Raw genomic sequence first — 22,587 nt, forward strand, 5'->3', positions numbered from 1 at the left:
TTTAAGCTAGCGGGCATCTGTTAATAGTCCGTTGCGTTTGGCCGAAGGCTTGTCCGAACCGTTATTTCTGATCCAGCACGTGCCAGGAACGGCGCGGGATTGCACACGACAGGTTGTATTTATGCATCGCAGGAATTTGCTCAAAGCGTCCATGGCCATTGCGGCTTACACCGGTCTTTCGGCCACTGGCCTGCTGGCCAGCCGTGCGTGGGCGGCCAATGGCGGCGCCGCCGATGGCGAGGCGCAGGCCTTCGACTTCGAAGCGCTGAAGCGCCAGGCCAAGCAACTGGCTGGCAGCGCCTATCAGGACACCAAACAGGTGCTGCCGCCAACCCTGGCGACCATGACCCCGCAGAACTTCAACGCGATCCGCTACGACGGCGAGCATTCGCTGTGGAAGGAAAACAAGGGCCAACTGGACGTGCAGTTCTTCCATGTCGGCATGGGGTTCCGTCAGCCGGTGCGCATGTACAGCGTCGACGCCAAGACGCGCACTGCCCGCGAAGTGCATTTCCGCCCGGCACTGTTCAACTATGAAAACACGTCAGTCGACACCCAGCAGCTCAAGGGTGACCTCGGTTTTGCCGGCTTCAAGCTGTTCAAAGCGCCAGAGCTGGATCGTCACGATGTGTTGTCGTTCCTCGGTGCCAGCTATTTCCGTGCGGTAGACGCCACTGGCCAATATGGCCTCTCGGCGCGCGGCCTGGCGATCGACACTTACGCGAAAAAACGCGAAGAATTCCCTGACTTCACCAAGTTCTGGTTCGAGACCCCGGACAAGAACGCCACCCGATTTGTGGTGTATGCCCTGCTCGACTCGCCAAGTGCCACTGGCGCTTATCGTTTCGACATCGATTGCCAGGCCGAGCGCGTGGTAATGGAAGTCGATGCGCACATCAATGCGCGCACGGCGATCGAGCAATTGGGCATCTCGCCGATGACCAGTATGTTCAGTTGCGGCACCCACGAGCGCCGCATGTGCGACACCATCCACCCGCAGATCCACGACTCGGATCGTCTGGCGATGTGGCGCGGCAACGGCGAGTGGATCTGCCGTCCGCTGAACAACCCGGCGACCCTGCAGTTCAACGCGTTTGCGGACAAGGATCCGAAGGGTTTCGGGCTGGTGCAGACCGACCACGAGTTCGCCAACTACCAGGACACCGTCGACTGGTACAGCAAGCGCCCGAGCCTGTGGGTAGAACCGACCACCGCGTGGGGCGAAGGCTCGATCGATCTGCTGGAAATCCCTACCACCGGCGAGACCCTCGATAACATTGTGGCGTTCTGGACCCCGAAAAAACCGGTGGCTGCCGGCGATTCGCTGAACTATGGCTACAAGCTTTACTGGAGCGCATTACCGCCAGTGGGTACGCCGTTGGCACGGGTGCACGCGACCCGTTCCGGCATGGGCGGATTCACCGAAGGCTGGGCACCGGGCGAGCACTATCCGCCGGTGTGGGCGCGCCGTTTTGCCGTGGACTTCAACGGTGGCGGTCTGGATCGACTGCCGCCGGGCACCGGGATCGAGCCCGTGGTGACCTGCTCGAACGGCAAGGTGCAGGACTTCAGCGTGCTGGTGCTGGATGACATCAAGGGTTACCGGATCCTGTTCGACTGGTACCCGACCAATGACAGCGTGGAGCCGGTGGAGCTGCGCTTGTTTATCCGCACCAATGACCGCACGTTGAGCGAGACCTGGCTGTACCAGTACTTCCCGCCGGCGCCGGACAAGCGTAAATACCCTTGATGATTTGAGGCGCCTGCACGGGCCTCATCGCTGGCAAGCCAGCTCCCACAGTGTTTGGTGTTGATCACAATTTTTGTGTACGACGCCAAACCTGTGGGAGCTGGCTTGCCAGCGATGACGGCAGTATTTCAACAAAAGATCATCAGACAAAACAAAGCCCCGGCCATCACTGACCGGGGCTTTTTGCTTTACCGCTACCAACTCAATCGCGCAGATCAGACTCATGAATCGGCTGATCCCGATGAGTCGCACGCTGGTACTGCGCCGGCCACACCGCTTTGCGCCCACCCAGATCATCGTCCGCGTGCAGCGGCCAGTACGGATCACGCAGCAGCTCGCGGGCAAGGAAGATGATGTCGGCCTGACAGGTGCGCAGAATGTGCTCAGCCTGCGCCGGCTCGGTAATCATTCCCACAGTGCCGGTGGCGATGCCTGACTCCTTGCGCACACGCTCGGCGAAACGCGTCTGATAACCCGGCCCCACCGGAATTTCAGCGTTGGCTGCTGTCCCGCCCGACGACACGTCGATCAGATCCGCGCCAAGGGTGTGCAGGCGTCGCGCCAGCTCCACGGTTTCGTCCGGATTCCAGCCGTCTTCCACCCAGTCAGTCGCCGACACGCGGACAAACACCGGCAATTCCTCAGGCCAGACCGCCCTCACCGCCTCGGTAACTTGCAGCACCAGACGAATACGGTTCTCAAACGAACCACCGTATTGATCACGACGCTGATTGCTCAGCGGCGAGAGAAACTGATGCAGCAGATAACCATGCGCCGCATGCACCTCAACCACACTGAAACCAGCCGTCAAAGCACGTTTGGCAGCATCGACAAACGCCTGAATGACGTCGGCAATCTGCCCCTCATCCAGCTGTTTCGGTTGCGTGTGCTGCGGATCGAAAGCAATCGGCGACGGCCCGACTGGCGTCCAGCCGCCATCTTCCGGTTTGACGCTGCCATGCTTGCCGATCCACGGCCGATGGGTGCTGGCCTTGCGCCCGGCGTGGGCCAATTGAATGCCGGCGACTGCGCCTTGCGACGTGATGAATCGGGTAATGCGTTGCAGCGGTTCGATTTGTTCGTCGTTCCACAGGCCAAGGTCTTCGGCGGTGATCCGCCCGTCGGCGGTAATGGCCGTGGCTTCGGTGAAGACCAGGCCGGCACCGCCCACGGCGCGGCTGCCGAGGTGCACCAGATGCCAGTCGTTGGCCAGGCCGTCGACGCTCGAGTATTGGCACATCGGTGACACGGCGATGCGGTTGGGCAAGGTCAGTTGGCGAAGAGTGAAGGGTTCAAGCAGCAGACTCATGGGGCACCTCTCAAATCAGTGGGCAGGCTCCAGGGTTCTGTTTGAATAGTCGACGAGTGACAGGAAAAAGGCGCAGCACCCGCCCCCGCGGGCAAAAAATTCGACAAGACGTCACAAGGCCAATCAAGCAGTGCTTAGAGCCTAGTCGACAACGGGGGATCGCGGGAAATTCAAGAAAAGATCGTCCGATCGCGGCCCGAACCTTCGGCAGCTCCTACAGGAAACCGCATTCCCATGTAGGAGCTGCCGAAGGTTCGGGCCGCGATCGGACGATCTTTTGATCTTCAGCGCGGTTCGATGTGGGCAATCATCAACTGAACAGTCTCATTACCCCGAAACTCATTAACGTCGAGCTTGTAAGCCAGCTCAACCCACTGAATCGTCGGATTCGGCCAGATATCCCGGTCGATACCAAACGCGATGCCATCCAGCTTCACCGAGCCACATTCACTCTTCAGCACCACTTTCAGATGACGTTCACCGACCACGCGCTGCTCGACCAACTGGAACACGCCATGAAACAGCGGCTCCGGGAAGTGCTGCCCCCAAGGCCCGGCATGGCGCAAGGCGCGAGCCAGTTCGAGGTGGAATTCTTCCACCGCCAGTGTGCCGTCCGACAGCATGCGCCCGGTCAGGTCTTCCTCGCGAAGTTGCCTACGCACTTCAGCGTCAAAGGCCTCGGCGAAAAGCGGAAAATTCTCCTGCGGCAAGGTCAGACCGGCGGCCATTGCGTGGCCGCCGTACTTGGCGATCAGGTTCGGATGCTGCGCCGCCACCACACTCAAGGCATCACGAATGTGGAAGCCCTGCACCGAACGGCCCGAACCTTTTAGCAAACCATCACCGGCATCAGCAAAAGCAATGGTCGGACGGAAGTAACGCTCTTTCATCCGCGACGCGAGAATCCCGATCACGCCCTGGTGCCATTCCGGATCGAACAGGCACAGGCCAAACGGCATCGACTCCACCGGCAAGTCCTTGAGCTGCGCCAGCGCTTCACGCTGCATGCCCTGCTCGATAGATTTGCGATCCTGATTCATGCCGTCCAGTTGTGCGGCCATTTCCCGGGCCAGGTTGGCGTCGGCGGTGAGCAGGCATTCGATGCCCAGACTCATATCATCCAGACGCCCGGCGGCGTTGAGGCGCGGGCCGACGATGAAGCCGAGATCCGTGGAAGTAATGCGTGCAGCGTCACGCTTGGCCACTTCCAGGATCGCTTTGATCCCCGGCCGTGCGCGTCCGGCGCGAATTCGTTCCAACCCTTGATGCACCAGAATCCGGTTATTGGCATCCAGCGGCACCACGTCGGCAACGCTGCCCAGCGCTACCAGATCAAGCAGTTCACCGATGTTCGGCTGCGGCTTGTTCTCGTACCAGCCGAGGCTGCGCAAACGCGCGCGCAACGCCATCAACACGTAAAAAATCACCCCGACGCCGGCCAGTGCCTTGCTCGGGAATTCGCAACCGGGCTGGTTCGGATTGACCAGCGCATCGGCCTGCGGCAGCTCATCACCGGGCAAGTGGTGGTCGGTGATCAAGACCTTCAGACCCGCACGCTTGGCTGCTGCCACGCCTTCGACGCTGGAGATGCCGTTGTCGACGGTGATCAGCAATTGCGGCTCGCGGGTCAGCGCAACTTCGACGATTTCCGGGGTCAGGCCGTAGCCATACTCGAAACGGTTCGGCACCAGATAATCGACGTGCGCCGCACCGAGCAAGCGCAAACCGAGCATGCCGACAGTGCTGGCCGTCGCGCCGTCCGCATCGAAGTCGCCGACGATGAGGATGCGCTGACGTTGTTCCAGCGCCGTCACCAGCAGGTCTACCGCTGCGTCTATGCCTTTGAGTTGCTGGAACGGGATCAACCGCGCCAGGCTCTTGTCCAGCTCTGCCTCGGACTGCACGCCCCGCGCCGCGTACAAGCGGGTCAACAGCGGCGGCAGATCACCGAGAAAAGGCAGAGTGGCAGGCAGTTGACGAGGTTCGATACGCATGGGGTGACGGAGACTTCTCTTGATTACGTGGGATTATTCCGGTGGTGACGCGGGATCAGCCGCGCTCACCTTGCAGCCATTGCAACTGGACTTCGTGCTGACCACGGTCGTCGGTGACGAAGATCGTCCCTTCGCTGATCATCACGTCCCACTTGATAACGCGGGGCATGTCCTTGGCCAGGGTTTCCAGCACTTCTTGCGGGACAGCAGCGATGTTGACGTTTTTCAGGTTCTTGATCGCCGGGATCACCTTGGTTTCCCAGACACGCAGGCTGCCGTAGGCCAGCAGGCTGGTGCGCTCGGTGCGACGCGAGCACCAGGTCAGACGGTCGGCGTCTGGCTGGCCGACTTCGATCCAGTGCAGAACACGATCATCCAGGCTCTTTTCCCACAGCGCAGGTTCATCCACGTCTGACAGACCACGGCCGAACGACAACTGCTCGTTGTACCAGAGAGCGTAGGCCAGCAGTCGCACGGTCATGCGCTCTTCGGTTTCCGAAGGGTGACGGGCGATGGTCTGCTTGACGCTCTCGTAGACACTGCGGTCGAGGTCGGTGAGGTTCAGTTCAAATTTATAGGTAGTGGACGGCTGGGCCATGAACGGGCTTCTTGATACGAGGAAAGTCGGCAAGTCTAACCGATGCGGTAGGCAATCATCGAATTGATGGCGATCAAGCTGCGGCGTCTGACAGCCGGCTATGTTAAAACGCTGTATCTGCTCAGCCTTTGTCCTACAGGATTTCGCATGCCGTTCACCAGCAAACCGCTCTCGGGTCTGAAAGTCATTGAATTGGGTACATTGATTGCCGGGCCTTTTGCCTCGCGCATTTGCGGCGAGTTCGGTGCCGAAGTGATCAAGATCGAATCGCCCGACGGCGGTGATCCCTTGCGCAAATGGCGAAAACTGTACGAAGGCACGTCGCTGTGGTGGTTCGTCCAGGCGCGCAACAAGAAATCACTGACGCTGAACCTCAAACACCCTGAAGGTCTGGCGATCCTGAAAAAACTCCTCAGTGAAGCCGACATTCTCATCGAGAACTTCCGCCCCGGCGTACTGGAAAAGCTTGGCCTGAGCTGGGAAACCCTGCACGCCTTGAACCCGAAACTGGTGATGGTCCGGCTGTCCGGTTTCGGTCAGACCGGGCCGATGAAAGATCAACCGGGCTTCGGCGCGGTCGGCGAGTCCATGGGCGGTTTGCGTTACATCACCGGTTTCGAGGACCGGCCACCGGTGCGTACCGGGATTTCCATCGGCGATTCGATTGCCGCACTGTGGGGTGTGATCGGCGCACTGATGGCGCTGCGTCATCGCGAAGTCAACGGTGGCACCGGTCAGGTTGTCGATGTGGCGTTGTATGAAGCCATTTTTGCGATGATGGAAAGCATGGTGCCGGAGTTCGACGTGTTCGGCTTTATCCGCGAGCGCACCGGCAACATCATGCCGGGCATTACACCCTCTTCTATTCACACCAGCGCCGACGGCAAACACGTGCAAATCGGCGCCAATGGCGATGCAATCTTCAAACGCTTCATGCTGATCATCGGCCGCGAAGATCTGGCCAACGATCCGACACTGGCCAGCAATGACGGCCGCGATAATCGCCGCGACGAGCTGTATGGCGTGATTGATCGCTGGGTCAATTCGCTGCCGCTGCAAAGCGTGCTCGACCTGCTCAATCAGGCCGAGGTGCCGGCCAGCCGGATCTTCAGTGCCGAGGACATGTTCAACGATCCACAGTACCTGGCCCGAGAGATGTTCCTGCACGCCAAGCTGCCTGACGGCAAAGACTTCAAGATGCCGGGCATTGTGCCGAAACTCTCTGAGACACCGGGCAGTTCAGAATGGGTCGGGCCGCAACTGGGTGAACACAATACGCAGGTACTTCACGAACTTGGCTATGACGAGAGACAGATCGCCAAGTTGCGCGAAGACGGAGCCATTTAAGCTGAAACGCCGGCAGACATCGCACAGCAACCGCGCCCATCACTGGTGGACGTGGCGGTTGTTCGGCTTGCTGTTTTTGCTCACGCTGTCGACCGGCGCGCAGGCGAAACCGACGCTGATCTGGTTGCTGCGTGACCTGCCGCCACTGACCATTTTCGAAGGCCCGAAAAAGGGCCAGGGTGTGATCGATCAACTGATGCCGTTGCTGATCGCCGGCATGCCGCAGTACGAACACACGCTGATGCGGGTCAATCGCGCCCGTGGTCTGCAGATGCTTCATGAAAACCCGTTTGCCTGTGACCCCGCGCTGCTGTGGAACAAAGAGCGCGCACAGTGGGTGGCGTATTCGATCCCGGCGATTCGCGCGGTGAGCAACGGCCTGGTGGTTCGCCAACAGGATCGCGCGGTGCTTGATTCCTATCTGGTGGACGGCGAAGTCGATCTGTCGGCGTTGCTGACCGCCACCGACAGAAAAGTCGGCGTGGTCGCTGAGCGCAGTTATGGCGAATTTATCGACAACATTCTGAATCAGGCCCCCAGCGGCGCACTGACGCCCCATTACGGTAACGATGCACTGACCAATCTGCTGTCGATGCAGCGTCTGGGCCGGTTGCAGGTGGTGCTGGGTTACTGGCCGGAAATCCGCTATCAGGCCAGGCAGGCGCAGATCGCCGAGGATGAGCTGGAGTTTTATCCGATTCGCGGCACGGGAAAATATCTCTCAGGCTACGTGGCGTGTTCCGACACCACCCAGGGACGCCAGGCCATCAGCGAGATCAACCAACTGCTGCGCACCCTGCCCCATGACCATCTCAATCAGCTCTATGCCGCCTGGCTGGACACCGACCGACGTGAGGATTATCTCGAAGAAGCCCGCAAATTTTTCGAGCACCAGGCAGCGCAATAGGCAAACGCCGGACAAAAGAAACCCCGAGAAGTGGGGAGACGACTCGGGGTTAAACGTGGCCTACATAAAGACCCGTAGCAGCAAGCGACAAGCACCGGAGCACAATGCTTGATCCTGCTGTTATGGGGTCTGACTGACAGGGATGCAGGAAGGTTCCCACAAAAAATATTTCATCTTTACAACGCCGCACGTTTGTCCAGTGCTGCGTTGCGCAATGCCGCGATCACACACGGTTCCAGCCGTCCTTCAGCAATCAGAACGTCGCGGTGCAAACCGTCAACGACATCGGTCAGTTGGCGCTTGTCGCTCAGTTGTGCCTGATTGAATTCGCGTTCTACCACAATGGCGCCGCTGCTGTTCTTCAAGGTCACCAGGCATTCGCCATGGGAACCGTTTGGAGACAACGAAACCTGATACGGGCTCAGAGCCTCACCGAGCAATAGACTGATACTTTCCATCTCGATCTCCACTCAATAGTCCGAAAACTGTGTGCCTGGGGCGTGTTCACAATAAATGACCACCGGCCCGAGAAGAAAGTTCTGCATACCGACTACCCCGTTTCTGGAGTGTCACCGGTCTGTCAGAGCATGCACGGCGAAGATGACAGAAAAATAACCGTCCCGGTCAACCCCGCACGGGTGGCGAAGCAGCGATCAGGTAACTGTCGAGCAAACCGCGCATCAACACCGCCGACACCGGCGTTTGCAGGCGCCCCAACAGCCGCAAGTGGTGTTCGCACAGCAAGGGTTCGAGATCGTTCAGCAAGCTCGAGGCCACCGTTCCCAGCAGGATCAGCGCACGCGCCTCATGCTGAACCGCCAGATGATGGATCAGTGCCAGGCCATCGCCGCCCTTGAGTTGCGGATCGCAAATAGCGATGTCGACCGCACCGCGATGGTCCAGCGAAGACAGCGCCGAAGCCAGCGACGGCGCCGTCAGTACGTCGTAGATGCCAATGGCATTGAGCATTTGATGCAATGCCATCAGCTGGAACGGATTGGGTTCAAGTATCAGGACTTTAAGCGAGCGCATAAGCGACCTCTGGAGCGACAATCGCGGACTCTCACCGCAGTTGTTGTCACTCTAGGGCAGCCGTCCTAAGCCTCCCATCGGAAAAGTAGTCGCGTCTTATAGGACATTTCCCATCTTCATTGCAGACATCGACACCCGCTCTCTGTACGGCGCTGAGTGATGTCTGTCCAACCGCCCAAAAGCCCCCGCAGTTTGCCGTCGGCGCTGTAAAACGGCACCGTCCACTGATAGACCTCACGGGGGCCACTCTTGAACTGCAATCGCCGTTTGCTGAAACGCGATTTGCGCGTGCGCAACTGCACCATGAATTCATCGTGCAACATCAGCGCCGTCGCTTCGGGCAGCGCGTTGACCTCGATCAGCAAGCGCCCCAGCACCTGATCCAGTCGAACCGACAGGGCCTCCTCATAGCTACGATTGCACATGATCAGTCGCCCTTGAAGATCACGGACAAACACCGGATCCGGCATGGAGTCGATCAACGCATGCTGAAATGCCAGTTGATCGCCGAGATCCTTTTCCGCCGCGCGCCGCAGTTTGATCACGGCGGCCAGACGCCGATTCCATATCAGCGACAGCAGGCCGAACACGCCAAGCCCGACCATGCCCCAGCAACCCCATTCAAGCATTTGCTGCCAGACTGAAGGCACGGGCGCCGGTGCAATACCTTCCAGCCATTTCAGGCGGATCGCCCGCAGTTCGGCTGCGGGAAACGCTTCAAGGGCCTTGTTGAGAATACTCAGAAGCACTGGCATGCCTTTGCGTACGGCCAGGTTATCCGCTTCCCATTTGCCTTCGACCAGACCACCGACCTTGAGCAAACCCAGCGGGTAAAGCTGTGCGCCGATTTCGTTTTCGATAGTGGCGTAGGCATCGCCACTTTCGACCAGTGCCCGTGCTTCGGCGTAGGTCTTGACCGAGCGAATCTCGATCGAAGGAAAGTCACGCCTGATCATGTCCTCCAGCGCATGCCGGGCCGGCAGCACCAGCACCCGTTTACTCAACTGCTCGAAAGCATCCAGCCGAGGTGCGTCGGCGCGGCCGACAAACACCCAGCCCGCACCACCGAACGCGTGGCTGTAATCGAGGAATGCCTTGCGCTCCTCGCTCATGGCCAAGGTTGTACTGATATCGGCCGCTGCGCTCTCCAGGCGCTCGAGCATGTGATCCGTTGAGAACGACTCCTGATGCTCAAACTGCAGCCCGGTCATCGCCGTTATGCGCTTGAGCACGTCGTTGTTCAAGCCGCTCCACTGCCCGTGCTCATCCTGAAACAGATACAACGGATACTGCACCGACGTCACCGTCACCTTGGGGTTGTCGCGAATCCATTGACGCTCGTGTGGAGCCAGTTCGATGGGCTGGACTCTGGACGTCACGGCATCAGCGTGCAGCGCCAATTGCGCCGCCATGCTGCAGCGCATCAACGCCAACAATCCGAACAAAAACAATACACCCAGTGCCGGTTTCAAACCTCTATAAAACAGCATTGCCACTTCCTTCGTGATCGACTCACCCGTCCTTCATGGGTGAAAACCCGAGCAGTGTGGCAGCAGAAACAAAAAAGCCCGTCAGGAGACGGGCTTCAAAATGTGACAGCTTTTAATGGCTCAAAGCGGCTTGCCGCGGTTGCCATGCTGGCTGACAAAGGCTTGCACGGCTTTCAGCTCGTTTGGCAAAACGGTGCAGCGCTCGTTTCGCTCAAACAAATCAGAAAGATGTGCAGGTAGCTCGAGCGCTTTTCCTACACCGGCTTTCTCCACCGCATCCGGGAATTTTACCGGGTGCGCGGTACCGAGGATGACCATTGGAATGTCCAGGCTGCGACGACATTCGCGCGCAGCTTTGACGCCGATGGCGGTGTGCGGATCCAGCACTTCGCCGGTCTGCTCGTAGACTTCGGCGATGGTCTCGCAAGTCTGCGCATCGTCTACGGCCAGCGAGTCGAACAGTTTGCGCGCTTCAGTCCAGCGCTCTTGCTCGACGCTGAAACCGCCGCCCTGCTTGAACGAATCCATCAGATCGGCGATTGCTGCGCCGTTGCGACCGTGCAGGTCGAACAGCAGGCGTTCGAAGTTCGACGAAACCATGATGTCCATCGACGGCGACAGCGTGGCGTGCAGGGTGTCCTTGACGTACTGATTGCCGCTCATGAAGCGGTGCAGAATGTCGTTGCGATTGGTGGCGACGATCAACTGGTTGATCGGCAGGCCCATGTTGCGTGCCAGGTAACCGGCGAAGATATCGCCGAAGTTGCCGGTCGGCACCGAGAACGACACCGAACGCGCCGGACCGCCCAACTGCAGGGCGGCGTGGAAGTAGTAGACGATCTGGGCCATGATCCGCGCCCAGTTGATCGAGTTCACCGCCACCAGACGCGTGCCTTTGAGGAAGCTCTGGTCGGCGAAGCTCGCCTTGACCATTTCCTGGCAGTCATCGAAGTTGCCTTCGATGGCGATGTTGTGGATGTTCTCGCCGAAGATCGTGGTCATCTGGCGACGCTGCACCTCGGACACACGGTTGTGCGGGTGCAGGATGAAGATGTCGACGTTTTCGCAGTGCTTGCAGCCTTCGATGGCGGCCGAACCGGTATCACCGGAGGTGGCGCCAACGATGACGACGCGCTCGCCGCGTTTTTCCAGCACGTAGTCGAGCAAGCGACCGAGCAGTTGCAGAGCGAAGTCCTTGAACGCCAGGGTTGGGCCATGGAACAGCTCCAGCACCCATTCATTGCCATTCAGCTGACGCAGCGGCGCCACGGCGTTGTGCGAGAACACGCCGTAGGTTTCTTCGAGAATCTTTTTGAAATCGGCGTCCGGAATGCTGCCGGTGACGAACGGGCGCATGACCCGGAAGGCCAGTTCGTGATACGGCAGGCCGGCCCAGGAAGCGATCTCTTCCTGGGTGAAACGTGGCAGGTTTTCCGGAACGTACAGACCGCCATCGGTGGCGAGACCGGCCAGCAGGACGTCTTCGAAATTCAGGGCCGGTGCCTGGCCGCGGGTACTGATGTAACGCATGACTGACTCCAATGGAGAGTGTTCACAACAACGGCCCCGTTCACGGGGCCGGTGCAGGACAACAACTTAGTTCAGGTGCTCGACGCGGATCCGCACAACCGGACCGTTGACGCCGGCCAGCGCTTCGAGGGCGGCGATGGCGTCGTTGATGCGCTGCTCGACCACACGGTGGGTCAGCAGGATCATCGGTACCAGACCGTCGTGTTCCTCGACTTCCTTCTGCATGATCGACTCGATGTTGATGCCGCGCTCCGAGAGGATGCTCGCCACCTGAGCGAGAACGCCCGGATGGTCCTTGGCCTGAATGCGCAGGTAGTAAGCGCTTTCGCAGGCTTCGATCGGCAGGATCGGATGGGCCGACAGCGAATCCGGCTGGAAGGCCAGATGCGGTACACGGTTTTCCGGGTCGGAGGTCATGGCGCGAACCACATCGACCAGATCGGCGATCACCGACGAAGCGGTTGGCTCCATGCCGGCGCCAGCACCGTAGAACAGCGTCGAACCGGCGGCGTCACCGTTGACCATCACCGCGTTCATCACGCCGTTGACGTTGGCGATCAGACGATCGGCCGGGATCAGCGTCGGGTGTACGCGCAACTCGATACCGGCGGCGGTGCTGCGCGCCACACCGAGGTGCTTGATCCGATAGCCCAGCGCTTCGGCGTAATTCACGTCAGCGGTGGTCAACTTGGTGATGCCTTCGGTGTAAGCCTTGTCGAACTGCAGCGGAATGCCGAACGCGATGGAGGCCAGGATCGTCAGCTTGTGCGCGGCGTCGATGCCCTCAACGTCGAAAGTCGGATCGGCTTCGGCGTAACCCAGTGCCTGAGCTTCGGCCAACACGTCTTCGAAGGTACGGCCCTTCTCGCGCATTTCGGTGAGGATAAAGTTACCGGTGCCGTTGATGATCCCGGCGACCCAGTTGATGCGGTTGGCGGACAGGCCTTCACGGATCGCCTTGATCACCGGAATGCCACCGGCCACGGCCGCTTCGAACGCCACGATCACGCCTTTCTCGCGTGCCTTGGCGAAAATTTCATTACCGTGAACGGCAATCAGAGCCTTGTTCGCGGTGACCACATGCTTGCCATTCTCGATGGCCTTGAGTACCAGCTCGCGGGCAACGGTGTAGCCGCCCATCAGCTCTATGACGATGTCGATCTCAGGGTTCGTGGCCACTTCGAAGACATCGTTGGTAATCGCAATACCGGTCGTCTGGAACTGAGGCTTTGGCGTGCGCATGGCAATTTGTGCCACTTCGATTCCACGCCCGGCACGACGAGCGATTTCCTCGGCGTTGCGCTGAAGTACGTTGAAGGTACCGCCACCGACGGTCCCTAACCCACAGATGCCTACTTTGACCGGATTCACTGTGAACTCCCCATAAAACGGCCGACGCGGGGTCGGCCGGAAAACAACCGCGTGCTCGCGGCTCTCTATTAATGGCCCGGCGATGCTGCTACCGGACCATGATCGTCACGGCTGACCGTGACGATACGAATTACTTCGCGCCCAGCGCCAGTTTGGCGACTTGTGGCGCAGGCTGGTAGCCCGGAATCACTTGTCCGTCAGCCAAAACGATGGCCGGTGTGCCGTTCACGCCGATCGACTGACCGAGGGCGAACTGTTTGGAAACCGGGTTATCGCACTTGGCGGCCTTGATTTCCTTGCCATCGACCATTTTGTCCATCGCGGCTTTCTTGTCTTTCGAGCACCACACGGCTTGCAGCTGCTCATCGCCCGGCGAGTTCAGACCCTGGCGCGGGAACGCGACGTAGCGCACTTCAATGCCGCGCTTGTTCAGCTCAGGCACTTCGGCGTGCAGTTTGTGGCAGTACGGGCAGGTGGTGTCGGTGAACACGGTGATGTGCGATTTGGTTTCGCCCACGGCCGGATAAACCACGGTTTCGGCCACCGGGATGGCATTGATCAGTTTGGAGATGCCCAGGCGTTCGGTCTTCTCGGTCAGGTTGACCGGTTTGCCGTCCTTGAGCTGGAACAGGTAACCCTGAACGATGTACTGGCCGTCGGCGCTGGCGTAGAGCACGCGGCTGCCCTTGAGCTTGACTTCGTACATGCCCGGCAACGGGCTGGCGCTGATGCTTTCTACCGGAACCTCGAGTTCGAGTTTTTCCAGGCTTTGACGAATGGCTTTGTCGGCCGCGTCATCGGCGACGGCAAAGGTGCTGACCAACGCAATGGCTGCGGCGGCGAAAATCTGGGTCAGACGCATGAGAACTCCTGAAGGCGGACAAATGGAACGATCAGAACGCCCGTGCCGGAACACCGGGTCATAACCGTCCATCGTGCAAACCGGCAAAGCCTAACACATAAGGCCACGGTGGCCGAATGCGCCTGTCGCCATAGATCACACCGCTTTATGTAGGAGCTGCCGAAGGCTGCGATCTTTTGATTTTGTTTTTAAGATCAAAAGATAGCAGCCTTCGGCAGCTCCTACAGGGGAAGGTATGGAGTTAACCTCTTGGATGGTGTTTGGCGTGCAGATCCTGCAATCGAGCGCGGGCGACGTGGGTGTAGATCTGCGTGGTGGACAGGTCGCTGTGGCCGAGCAGCATCTGCACCACGCGCAAATCCGCGCCGTGGTTGAGCAGGTGCGTGGCAAACGCGTGACGCAAGGTGTGCGGCGACAACGACTTGCCGATGCCCGCGACCTTGGCCTGATGCTTGATCCGGTGCCAGAAGGTCTGGCGGGTCATCTGCTCGCCGCGCTGACTGGGGAACAGCACATCACTTGGCCGGCCGCCAAGCAGTTCGCCACGGCCATCACGCATATAACGCTCGATCCAGACAATCGCCTCCTCGCCCATCGGCACCAGCCGCTCCTTGCTGCCCTTGCCCATCACTCGCAACACGCCCTGGCGCAAATTGACCTGCTCCAGCGTCAGACTGACCAGTTCCGTCACCCGCAAACCGCATGCGTACAGCACTTCAAGCATGGCGCGGTCACGCTGGCCGATCGCTTCGCTCAGATCCGGTGCTTTGAGCAGGGCTTCGACGTCGGCTTCCGACAGGGACTTAGGCAACGGCCTACCGAGTTGCGGCATGTCGACGCGCAACGTCGGGTCGACGCTGATCAGCTTTTCCCGCAGCAGATAGCGATAAAAGCCACGCACCCCGGAGAGGAATCTTGCTGTGGAGCGCGGTTTGTAGTTCTGCTCCAATCGCCAGGCCAAATGATCGAGGATCAGCTCGCGACCGGCGTTGATCAGCTGCAGATTTTTCTCCTGCAACCAGCCATTGAACAGCGCCAGGTCGCTGCGATAAGCGCCGCGGGTATTATCGGACAGGCCTTTCTCCAGCCATAGAGCGTCGAGGAATTGGTCAATCAGCGGATGGTCGATGGCAGGCATGGGCGCTCAAGACACACAGCCTCATGGACTGTGCGCAAATGTAGAGTGAACTGTAGGAATGGGCGCTAGTCTTTCATAGCCGGCTAATTCAAGGAACAGGGAGCATCAATGAACGAGCAGCAAATTCTCTTGGCGTTTGGCGGGATCGGCGCAGCGGCGCTGAGTTGCCAATGGCTGGCTTGGCGCCTGAAGCTGCCGGCGATTCTGTTTCTGTTGCTGACCGGCATTCTGGTCGGCCCGGTGCTCGGCTGGCTCGATCCGCAGGAAATGTTCGGGCCGCTGCTGATGCCGTTGGTGTCGCTGGCGGTGGCGCTGATTCTGTTCGAAGGTAGCCTGACCCTGCACCTGTCGGAGTGGAAAGAGATCGGCAGTGTGGTTCATCGCCTGGTGACCATCGGTGCGATTTCGACCTGGATCGTCATCGCCGTCGCTACACACTTCCTGCTCGGCTTCGACTGGATGCTGGCCATCCTGTTCGGCAGCCTGACGCTGGTCACCGGCCCGACCGTGATTGTGCCGATGCTGCGCGTGGTGCGACCGAAAGCCTCGATCGCCAACATTCTGCGCTGGGAAGGCATCGTCATCGACCCGATCGGCGCCCTCCTCGCTGTGGTGGTCTACAGCTTCATCATTGCCAGCGCTGAAGGGCATGGCCTCAAGCAGAGTCTGTTCACCTTTGGCGGCGTGATTCTCTGCGGCGCGGTGTTCGGCGTTGTCGGTGGCTGGCTGCTCGGTACGGTGATTCGCCGGCAATGGCTGCCGGAGTATCTGCATAACCTCGCTTCGCTGGCAGCGGTGCAGGGGATTTTCATTGCTTCGAACACCGTGATGCACGAGTCGGGACTGTTGGCGGTGACATTGATGGGCATGTGGCTGGCGAACATGAAGGGCGTGGATGTACGGCACATCCTGCACTTCAAGGAAAACCTCAGCGTGCTGCTGATTTCCGGGTTGTTCATTCTGTTGGCGGCGCGCCTGGATCTGTATGCCCTGATCGGACTGGGGCCGCTGGTGCTGATTCTGCTGTTGGTGATTCAGTTAATCGCCCGGCCGCTGAACGTGCTGCTGAGCACTGCCGGATCCAGCCTGAGCTGGCGAGAGCGAGCGCTATTGTGCTGGATTGCGCCACGCGGGATCGTTGCGGCGGCGGTTTCGGCGATTTTTGCGATTCGCCTGCATGAGGCCGGTCACGAGGGCGCGTTACTGCTGGTGCCGCTGACGTTTGCGGTGATTATCGGCACCGTTGTGCTGCAGAGCGCGACCGCACGACCGCTGGCACGCTTGCTGAAAGTCGCGGAACCCGCGCCGAGCGGCTTCCTGATTGTCGGCGCGAACGGCCCGGCGCGGGAGTTGGGCAAATCGCTGCAGCAACTGGGCAGCCGCGTGCTGCTGACCGATTCGAGCTGGGAGAATATTCGTGCGGCGCGCATGGAAGGGTTGCCGACGTACTTTGGCAATCCGGCCTCGCAACATGCCGATGCGCATCTGGATCTGGTCGGGCTGGGGCATTTGCTGGCGCTGTCACCGTCGGGTGAACTCAATACCTTGGCGGCGATGCGGTTCCGTCATGACTTTGGGCATCAGCGTTTGTTCGGTCTGGCCAGCGGTCATGAGAGTCGGCGCAGCGATAAACATCGGGCGAGTCTGGAACATCGAGGCAATCAGTTGGGCAGCGAGGCGTTTACTTACGCGAAGCTGGCCAGTCAGATGGGTCAGGGGGCTGAGCTGTACAGCACGACGCTGACAGATGGTTTCGGATGGGAGGATTACCGCGCACTGCATGGCAATCGCGCCACGTTGTTGTTCATGCGTGATGACAGCGGCTGGGTGCATGTGGTGACGCCGGAGACGGCGGTAAAGCCTGGGGCGGGATGGACGCTTCTGGCGTTGATTCAGCCTGAGGCCAGCGGCGCCTGAGCTGACGCCTTCGCGAGCAGGCTCGCTCCCACAGTGATCGGGGTGAACACAACATTTGTGTCCGGCAAAGAACCTGAGGGAGCGAGCCTGCTCGCGAATGGCGCGACTCGATATCAGATCAGGCCGCAAAACCCGGCAGCACCGGCACCGGCCGCTTGTCATCATCAATGGCAACAAAGCTGAACTGCCCATGAATCGCCTTCTCGCGTCCATCACAGCTCATGCTCTCAACAAAGACTTCTACCTCGACCTTGAGGCTGGTATTGCCGACCTTGATTACCTTCCCGACCAGTTCAACGATGGAGCCGGCCGGGATCGCGTGGTTGAAGTCGATACGGTCGGTGGACACGGTCACCAGTGGCAAGCGGCAGAAGCGTGTGGCGGTAATGAACGACACCTCATCCATCCACGCCAGCGCAGTGCCGCCGAACAGGGTGTTGTGGTGGTTGGTGGTCGGCGGGAAGACAGCCTTGGTTACGCGAGTCACCGAGAGTTCGGTGCGGCGCTGGATTTCCTGGTCGCGGGTGGTCATGAAATAGACTCGATATCTGGCTTCCGAATACAAGCAAGATCAAAAGATCGCAGCCTTCGGCAGCTCCTACAGGATGGGGGCAGTTTTATTGCGGGCAACAAAAAAGCAGCCCGTAGGCTGCTTTTTTCTGCATCGGAAGCTGGACTTAAGCCAGTTTTTCCTTGATGCGAGCTGCTTTACCCGACAGGTCGCGCAGGTAGTACAGCTTGGCTTTACGTACGTCACCGCGACGTTTAACAGCCATGCTGTCGATCTGCGGGGAGTAGGTCTGGAAAGTACGTTCTACGCCAACACCGTTGGAGATTTTACGAACGGTGAACGCACTGTTCACGCCGCGGTTACGCTTGGCGATTACAACGCCTTCGAACGCTTGCAGACGGGAACGATCGCCTTCCTTCACTTTCACCTGAACGACAATAGTGTCGCCTGGGGCGAAGGTAGGGATTTCTTTGGTCATCTGCTCTGCTTCGAGTGCAAGGATGATTTTGTTGGTCATGCTGTGCTCCTAAGGTAAATCGTTCGATCTACCATCGATACGTTGTTAACTATCGTCCCGCTCGCGGATGTATTCCTCGAGCAGCTTCTTCTCTTCTCCAGAAAGCGAGCGGCTTTCCAGAAGATCGGCGCGTCGTTCAAAGGTCCTACCAAGGGACTGCTGTAAACGCCAACGCCGGATATGCGCGTGATTGCCACTCAGCAACACGTCGGGAACACGCTGATCCGCATACACCTCAGGTCGGGTGTAGTGCGGGCAATCCAGCAGACCATCCGTAAAGGAATCTTCCTCAGCGGAATCCGCATGCCCTAAAGCTCCAGGCAGCAGTCGTGTAACCGCATCGATCAGGACCATCGCCGGCAGCTCGCCGCCAGACAGTACATAGTCGCCAATCGACCACTCTTCATCGACATGAGCCTCAATAAAGCGCTCGTCAATGCCTTCATAACGGCCGGCAATCAGGATCAATGCATCCGATTGTGCCAGCTCGCGTACCGCCGACTGATTCAGTTGACGGCCTTGGGGGGACAGGTAAATCACCTTCGCCGCCTCCCCGGCTGCTGCCTTGGCCTGAACCAGAGCATCTTCCAGGGGCTTGATCTTCATCACCATGCCCGGACCACCGCCAAACGGGCGATCGTCCACAGTGTGATGCCGATCCGTCGTGTAATCCCGCGGGTTCCAACAGGTCAGCTGCAAGAGCCCCTGTTTGACCGCTCGACTGGTGATGCCGTAGTCGCCGATGGCGGAAAACATCTCGGGAAACAAACTGATCACTTCTACGCGCAAGTTAGCCACGCTTAGAAGTCCGCGTCCCAATCCACCTTCATCTCGCCCGCGGCCAGGTCAACGGCCAACACACATTGCGCCGTATAGGGCAACAAGCGTTCGCGATCATCCAGGCTGCCAGCGCAAGGCTTGACTACCATTACATCATTGGCGCCGGTTTCCAGAAGATGATCGACTTTCCCGAGCATTTGCCCCAGTTGATCGATAACCTTCAGACCTTCCAGCTGGTACCAGTAGTACTCGCCGTCGGTCAATTCAGGGAACAGGTTGCGCGGCACGCAGATCTCATAACCGGCCAGAAGACGAGCTTCTTCACGATCATCAAGACCCTTGAGCTTTGCGACCAGGAACTTATCGCTCCCGCGTCCACTGACCAGCTCGACCTGTTTGACATTGCCTTCACGCTTGAGCGTCCAGGTTTTGTACTGCAACAGGTTTTCAGTCGGATCAGTAAAGGAATAAACCTTCACTTCGCCGCGAACGCCATGAACAGAATAAATTTTGCCAATAACGATCAAATCATCGGCAACAGCAGGCGTCGCGTTCATATTGCTCAGGCCGCAGCCTTTGCAGATTCCTTCAGCAACTGAGCAACACGCTCAGAAGGCTGTGCACCAACGCTCAGCCAGTAGGCTACGCGCTCTTGGTTCACGGACAGACGGATTTCCTGACCACGGGCAACAGGGTTGAAGAAACCAACCTGTTCTTTGTGGGAGCCGTCACGCGGGTTACGCGAGTCGGTTACGGTCAGGTGGTAAAACGGGCGCTTTTTGGAGCCGCCAAGGGCAAGACGGATTGTTAGCATGTGAACATCGTTCCTGTAGTCGGTGCTGCAAATCTAAATGCACAGCGGGCATGGGTGCCCGAAAGGCCGCATATTCTAAGGAATATCCGGACTTTTGCAAATGACTTTTTCCGGCGCCTATGGCATGCCGTGCAGATCTGCATATAGAGCCGTCGATGAAAACGGCCAGTCAGCTCCCGCCGAGTGCGGGTTTGCTGTTGATCCTGCGTCCTTGCAGGGTCTGCGCCGGTGCGACGACCGGCGAAGTCTTGGTGTCCTGTCTCACCCGTTTCGCTCACTTTTGGCGAGCAGAATGGGTGAGACGGGACACCTTACATTTTCGGCATGCCGCCGCCGGGCAACATTCCGCCCATGCCGCGCATCATTTTCGCCATTCCGCCCTTGGCGGAGAATTTCTTCATCATCTTCTGCATCTGCTTGTGCTGCTTGATCAAGCGACCGATGTCCTGCACCTGAGTGCCGGAACCCATGGCGATCCGGCGCTTGCGCGAACCGCTGATCAGCTCAGGGTCACGGCGCTCGGCCGGGGTCATGGAGTTGATGATGGCTTCCATCTGTTTGAATTGCTTCTCTGCGGCGTTCTGGGCATTGCCCATTTGCGACAGGTTGACGCCGCCGATGCTCGGCAGTTTGTCCATGAGCCCACCGAGGCCGCCCATGTTCTTCATCTGTTGCAACTGATCGCGGAAGTCTTCGAGGTCGAAGCCCTTGCCCTTCTTCAGCTTCTTGGCCAGTTTGTCGGCCTTGTCTTTATCGAGGGTCGCTTCAGCCTGTTCGATCAGGCTGAGCACGTCGCCCATGCCGAGAATCCGCGAAGCGATACGCTCAGGGTGGAACGGATCGAGCGCTTCGCTCTTCTCGCCCATACCGATGAACTTGATCGGCTTGCCGGTGATGGCGCGCACCGACAGTGCGGCACCGCCACGGGCGTCGCCGTCGACCTTGGTCAGAATCACACCGGTCAGCGGCAGGGCATCACCGAAGGCCTTGGCCGTGTTGGCCGCGTCCTGACCGGTCATGGCGTCGACCACGAACAGGGTTTCGACCGGGTTGATCGCGGCGTGCAGCGCCTTGATCTCGCCCATCATCTCTTCGTCGATGTGCAGACGACCGGCGGTATCGACGATGACCACGTCGATGAATTTCAGTTTTGCTTCTTTAATAGCGGCGGTGGCGATGTCGACCGGCTTCTGGCTCAGGTCGGACGGGAAGAACGTCACGCCGATGTCGTTGGCCAGGGTTTCCAGCTGTTTAATAGCCGCAGGACGGTAAACGTCCGCCGACACGACCATGACCGACTTCTTCTTGCGCTCTTTAAGGAAGCGCGCCAGTTTGCCAGCGGTGGTGGTTTTACCCGCACCTTGCAGACCGGCCATCAGAATGACGGCTGGCGGCACAGCGCTCAGGTTCAAATCTTCGTTGGCCGCGCCCATCAGGCTTTCGAGTTCGGCCTGGACGATCTTCACGAACGCCTGGCCCGGCGTCAGGCTGCGCGACACCTCGGTGCCGACAGCGCGCTCCTTGACCGAATTGACGAAATCCTTGACCACCGGCAGGGCGACGTCGGCTTCGAGCAACGCCATGCGCACTTCACGCAGGGTGTCTTTGATATTGTCCTCGGTCAGCTTCGCCTTGCCGGTGACATGGCGCAGCGTCTGCGAGAGACGGTCGGTTAAGTTTTCAAACATTGCGCGATCCTTTCAGGCCCTGTGTAGACCGGGATAATGGCGGCCCAGACCGGAATCAACATGTGCTCGGCGAGCCTGCGGCGTGGGCAGGTCGCGGATTATAGCGAAGACTGCGGCTGGCGGACACCTCGCTGTCAGCTTCCTGAGTCTTTCGTGCGATGGCGGTTCTATGCCAAACTCAGCCCCTTTCGGGCTTGCCTAACAGGATTTATGCTCCCCTTGTCACCCAGTTTGCTGACCACCCTCGCCGCCGCCCTTCTATATGCCGCTGCGACCCTTTATCAGAGCACCCGCTTGGCCACTGGCGCCAAGGCGAACAAGCGCCTGTTGGTTAGCCTCGGCGCCTTCGCCGTGGTGGCCCACGCCGCCAGCCTGCTCACGCATTTGCTGACCCCGATCGGTCTGGGCCTGGATTTTTTCAGCGCCTCCAGCCTGATTGCCGCGGCGGTCATCGCGCTGACGCTGATCGCCTGCTCGCGGATCCCCGTGGAAAACCTGCTGGTGCTGCTGTTCCCGCTCGGCGCCATCACCGTACTGCTGGCGCAATTCGCGCCGACCGGTACGGTGCAGATCATCGATGAAGAGCCGGGCATCCTCGCGCACATTCTGTTGTCGATCCTTGCGTACGGCATGTTCACCATCGCGGTGTTCCAGGCCTTGCTGCTACTGGTGCAAGACCACCAGCTCAAGCACAAGCACCCGTCCGGGCTGATCAAGAACTTCCCGCCGCTGCAAACCATGGAAAGCCTGTTGTTCGGTTTCCTCTGGGCCGGCTGGACGCTGCTGTCGCTGTCGCTGATCTCCGGCTGGCTGTTCGTCGAGAACCTGTTCGCCCAGCATCTGGTGCACAAGACCCTGCTGGCGTGCCTGGCCTGGATCGTGTTCAGCGTGCTGCTGTGGGGCCGCAACCGTCTCGGCTGGCGCGGTCACAAGGCGATTCGCTGGACCCTCGCCGGTTTCTGCCTGCTGATGTTGGCGTATTTCGGCAGCAAACTGGTTCGTGAATACATCCTGCACATCTGACGGGCGGCA

At 59.3% G+C, this 22,587-nt stretch carries 21 protein-coding genes; 5 read left to right on the forward strand and 16 right to left on the reverse strand.

The genetic code is table 11. The features are described 5' to 3' along the window. The first annotated feature begins 121 nt into the window (after window positions 1-121). A complete protein-coding gene (locus ACM6JQ_RS22020; RefSeq protein WP_007908958.1) occupies window positions 122-1,750 on the forward strand; it encodes a glucan biosynthesis protein D in 1,629 nt (542 codons plus the stop codon). A gap of 202 nt (window positions 1,751-1,952) precedes the next feature. On the opposite strand, the gene ACM6JQ_RS22025 is transcribed toward ACM6JQ_RS22020, so the two are convergent. From ACM6JQ_RS22025 to ACM6JQ_RS22035, 3 genes are all read right to left on the reverse strand, one after another. Continuing rightward, a complete protein-coding gene (locus tag ACM6JQ_RS22025; protein WP_095112560.1) occupies window positions 1,953-3,059 on the reverse strand; it encodes an NADH:flavin oxidoreductase/NADH oxidase in 1,107 nt (368 codons plus the stop codon). A 284-nt stretch (window positions 3,060-3,343) separates the two neighbouring features. Next, the gene (recJ, locus tag ACM6JQ_RS22030; protein WP_007908960.1) at window positions 3,344-5,053 is read right to left on the reverse strand and encodes a single-stranded-DNA-specific exonuclease RecJ; all 1,710 of its coding nucleotides are present in this window, start codon (window positions 5,051-5,053) and stop codon (window positions 3,344-3,346) included. A 55-nt stretch (window positions 5,054-5,108) separates the two neighbouring features. Next, the gene (locus ACM6JQ_RS22035) at window positions 5,109-5,651 is read right to left on the reverse strand and encodes a YaeQ family protein (RefSeq protein ID WP_007908961.1); all 543 of its coding nucleotides are present in this window, start codon (window positions 5,649-5,651) and stop codon (window positions 5,109-5,111) included. A 147-nt stretch (window positions 5,652-5,798) separates the two neighbouring features. Between ACM6JQ_RS22035 and ACM6JQ_RS22040 the strand changes: the two genes are divergently transcribed. Both ACM6JQ_RS22040 and ACM6JQ_RS22045 read left to right on the forward strand, forming a co-directional pair. Next, a complete protein-coding gene (locus ACM6JQ_RS22040; RefSeq protein ID WP_414894667.1) occupies window positions 5,799-6,998 on the forward strand; it encodes a CaiB/BaiF CoA transferase family protein in 1,200 nt (399 codons plus the stop codon). Further along, complete coding sequence (locus tag ACM6JQ_RS22045; RefSeq protein ID WP_414894668.1) at window positions 6,952-7,905, forward strand: TIGR02285 family protein; 954 nt, start codon at window positions 6,952-6,954, stop codon at window positions 7,903-7,905. Before ACM6JQ_RS22040 ends, ACM6JQ_RS22045 begins: the two co-directional genes overlap by 47 nt. A gap of 176 nt (window positions 7,906-8,081) precedes the next feature. Here ACM6JQ_RS22045 and ACM6JQ_RS22050 read toward each other — a convergent pair whose 3' ends face one another. The 7 genes from ACM6JQ_RS22050 to xerD form a co-directional block, all read right to left on the reverse strand. Next, window positions 8,082-8,363 carry a DUF3509 domain-containing protein gene (locus ACM6JQ_RS22050; RefSeq protein WP_007908964.1) on the reverse strand — a complete coding sequence of 94 codons (282 nt, stop codon included), beginning with the start codon at window positions 8,361-8,363 and terminating at the stop codon, window positions 8,082-8,084. Between the two features lie 166 nt (window positions 8,364-8,529). Further along, window positions 8,530-8,937 carry a response regulator gene (locus tag ACM6JQ_RS22055; RefSeq protein ID WP_007908966.1) on the reverse strand — a complete coding sequence of 136 codons (408 nt, stop codon included), beginning with the start codon at window positions 8,935-8,937 and terminating at the stop codon, window positions 8,530-8,532. A gap of 116 nt (window positions 8,938-9,053) precedes the next feature. Continuing rightward, the gene (locus ACM6JQ_RS22060; protein WP_095112563.1) at window positions 9,054-10,427 is read right to left on the reverse strand and encodes a transporter substrate-binding domain-containing protein; all 1,374 of its coding nucleotides are present in this window, start codon (window positions 10,425-10,427) and stop codon (window positions 9,054-9,056) included. Window positions 10,428-10,547: 120 nt separating this feature from the next. After that, complete coding sequence (gene thrC / locus ACM6JQ_RS22065) at window positions 10,548-11,957, reverse strand: threonine synthase (RefSeq protein ID WP_414894669.1); 1,410 nt, start codon at window positions 11,955-11,957, stop codon at window positions 10,548-10,550. Window positions 11,958-12,023: 66 nt separating this feature from the next. Further along, on the reverse strand, window positions 12,024-13,328 hold the full coding sequence (locus ACM6JQ_RS22070; protein ID WP_007908972.1) for a homoserine dehydrogenase: 1,305 nt from the start codon (window positions 13,326-13,328) through the stop codon (window positions 12,024-12,026). Window positions 13,329-13,458: 130 nt separating this feature from the next. Then, on the reverse strand, window positions 13,459-14,190 hold the full coding sequence (dsbC, locus tag ACM6JQ_RS22075; protein ID WP_007908974.1) for a bifunctional protein-disulfide isomerase/oxidoreductase DsbC: 732 nt from the start codon (window positions 14,188-14,190) through the stop codon (window positions 13,459-13,461). 241 nt (window positions 14,191-14,431) lie between these two features. Beyond that, the gene (gene xerD / locus ACM6JQ_RS22080) at window positions 14,432-15,328 is read right to left on the reverse strand and encodes a site-specific tyrosine recombinase XerD (RefSeq protein WP_007908976.1); all 897 of its coding nucleotides are present in this window, start codon (window positions 15,326-15,328) and stop codon (window positions 14,432-14,434) included. 108 nt (window positions 15,329-15,436) lie between these two features. Between xerD and ACM6JQ_RS22085 the strand changes: the two genes are divergently transcribed. Beyond that, window positions 15,437-17,245: a cation:proton antiporter gene (locus tag ACM6JQ_RS22085; RefSeq protein WP_414894670.1), complete on the forward strand. Its 1,809-nt coding sequence runs from the start codon at window positions 15,437-15,439 to the stop codon at window positions 17,243-17,245. A 118-nt stretch (window positions 17,246-17,363) separates the two neighbouring features. Here the strand turns inward: ACM6JQ_RS22085 and ACM6JQ_RS22090 are convergent, their stop codons facing one another. The 6 genes from ACM6JQ_RS22090 to ffh form a co-directional block, all read right to left on the reverse strand. Then, window positions 17,364-17,777, reverse strand: coding sequence for an acyl-CoA thioesterase (locus ACM6JQ_RS22090; RefSeq protein WP_007908981.1), 414 nt, complete (start codon window positions 17,775-17,777; stop codon window positions 17,364-17,366). A 145-nt stretch (window positions 17,778-17,922) separates the two neighbouring features. Next, entirely contained in the window at window positions 17,923-18,273 is a 351-nt protein-coding gene (gene rplS / locus ACM6JQ_RS22095; protein WP_003175895.1) for a 50S ribosomal protein L19, read from the reverse strand. A gap of 45 nt (window positions 18,274-18,318) precedes the next feature. Continuing rightward, window positions 18,319-19,071 carry a tRNA (guanosine(37)-N1)-methyltransferase TrmD gene (gene trmD / locus ACM6JQ_RS22100; protein WP_007908983.1) on the reverse strand — a complete coding sequence of 251 codons (753 nt, stop codon included), beginning with the start codon at window positions 19,069-19,071 and terminating at the stop codon, window positions 18,319-18,321. Window positions 19,072-19,073: 2 nt separating this feature from the next. Further along, window positions 19,074-19,610 (reverse strand): ribosome maturation factor RimM, encoded by a 537-nt coding sequence (gene rimM / locus ACM6JQ_RS22105; RefSeq protein WP_007908985.1) that lies wholly within the window; start codon window positions 19,608-19,610, stop codon window positions 19,074-19,076. Between the two features lie 5 nt (window positions 19,611-19,615). Beyond that, window positions 19,616-19,867: a 30S ribosomal protein S16 gene (gene rpsP, locus ACM6JQ_RS22110; protein WP_003185073.1), complete on the reverse strand. Its 252-nt coding sequence runs from the start codon at window positions 19,865-19,867 to the stop codon at window positions 19,616-19,618. Between the two features lie 311 nt (window positions 19,868-20,178). Continuing rightward, window positions 20,179-21,555: a signal recognition particle protein gene (ffh, locus tag ACM6JQ_RS22115; protein WP_007908988.1), complete on the reverse strand. Its 1,377-nt coding sequence runs from the start codon at window positions 21,553-21,555 to the stop codon at window positions 20,179-20,181. Window positions 21,556-21,765: 210 nt separating this feature from the next. Between ffh and ACM6JQ_RS22120 the strand changes: the two genes are divergently transcribed. After that, window positions 21,766-22,578 carry an inner membrane protein YpjD gene (locus ACM6JQ_RS22120; RefSeq protein WP_007908989.1) on the forward strand — a complete coding sequence of 271 codons (813 nt, stop codon included), beginning with the start codon at window positions 21,766-21,768 and terminating at the stop codon, window positions 22,576-22,578. The last annotated feature ends 9 nt before the right edge of the window (window positions 22,579-22,587 follow it).

It is taken from the genome of Pseudomonas sp. IT-232MI5 (genome assembly GCF_949767845.1).
Classification (GTDB): Bacteria; Pseudomonadota; Gammaproteobacteria; order Pseudomonadales; family Pseudomonadaceae; genus Aquipseudomonas.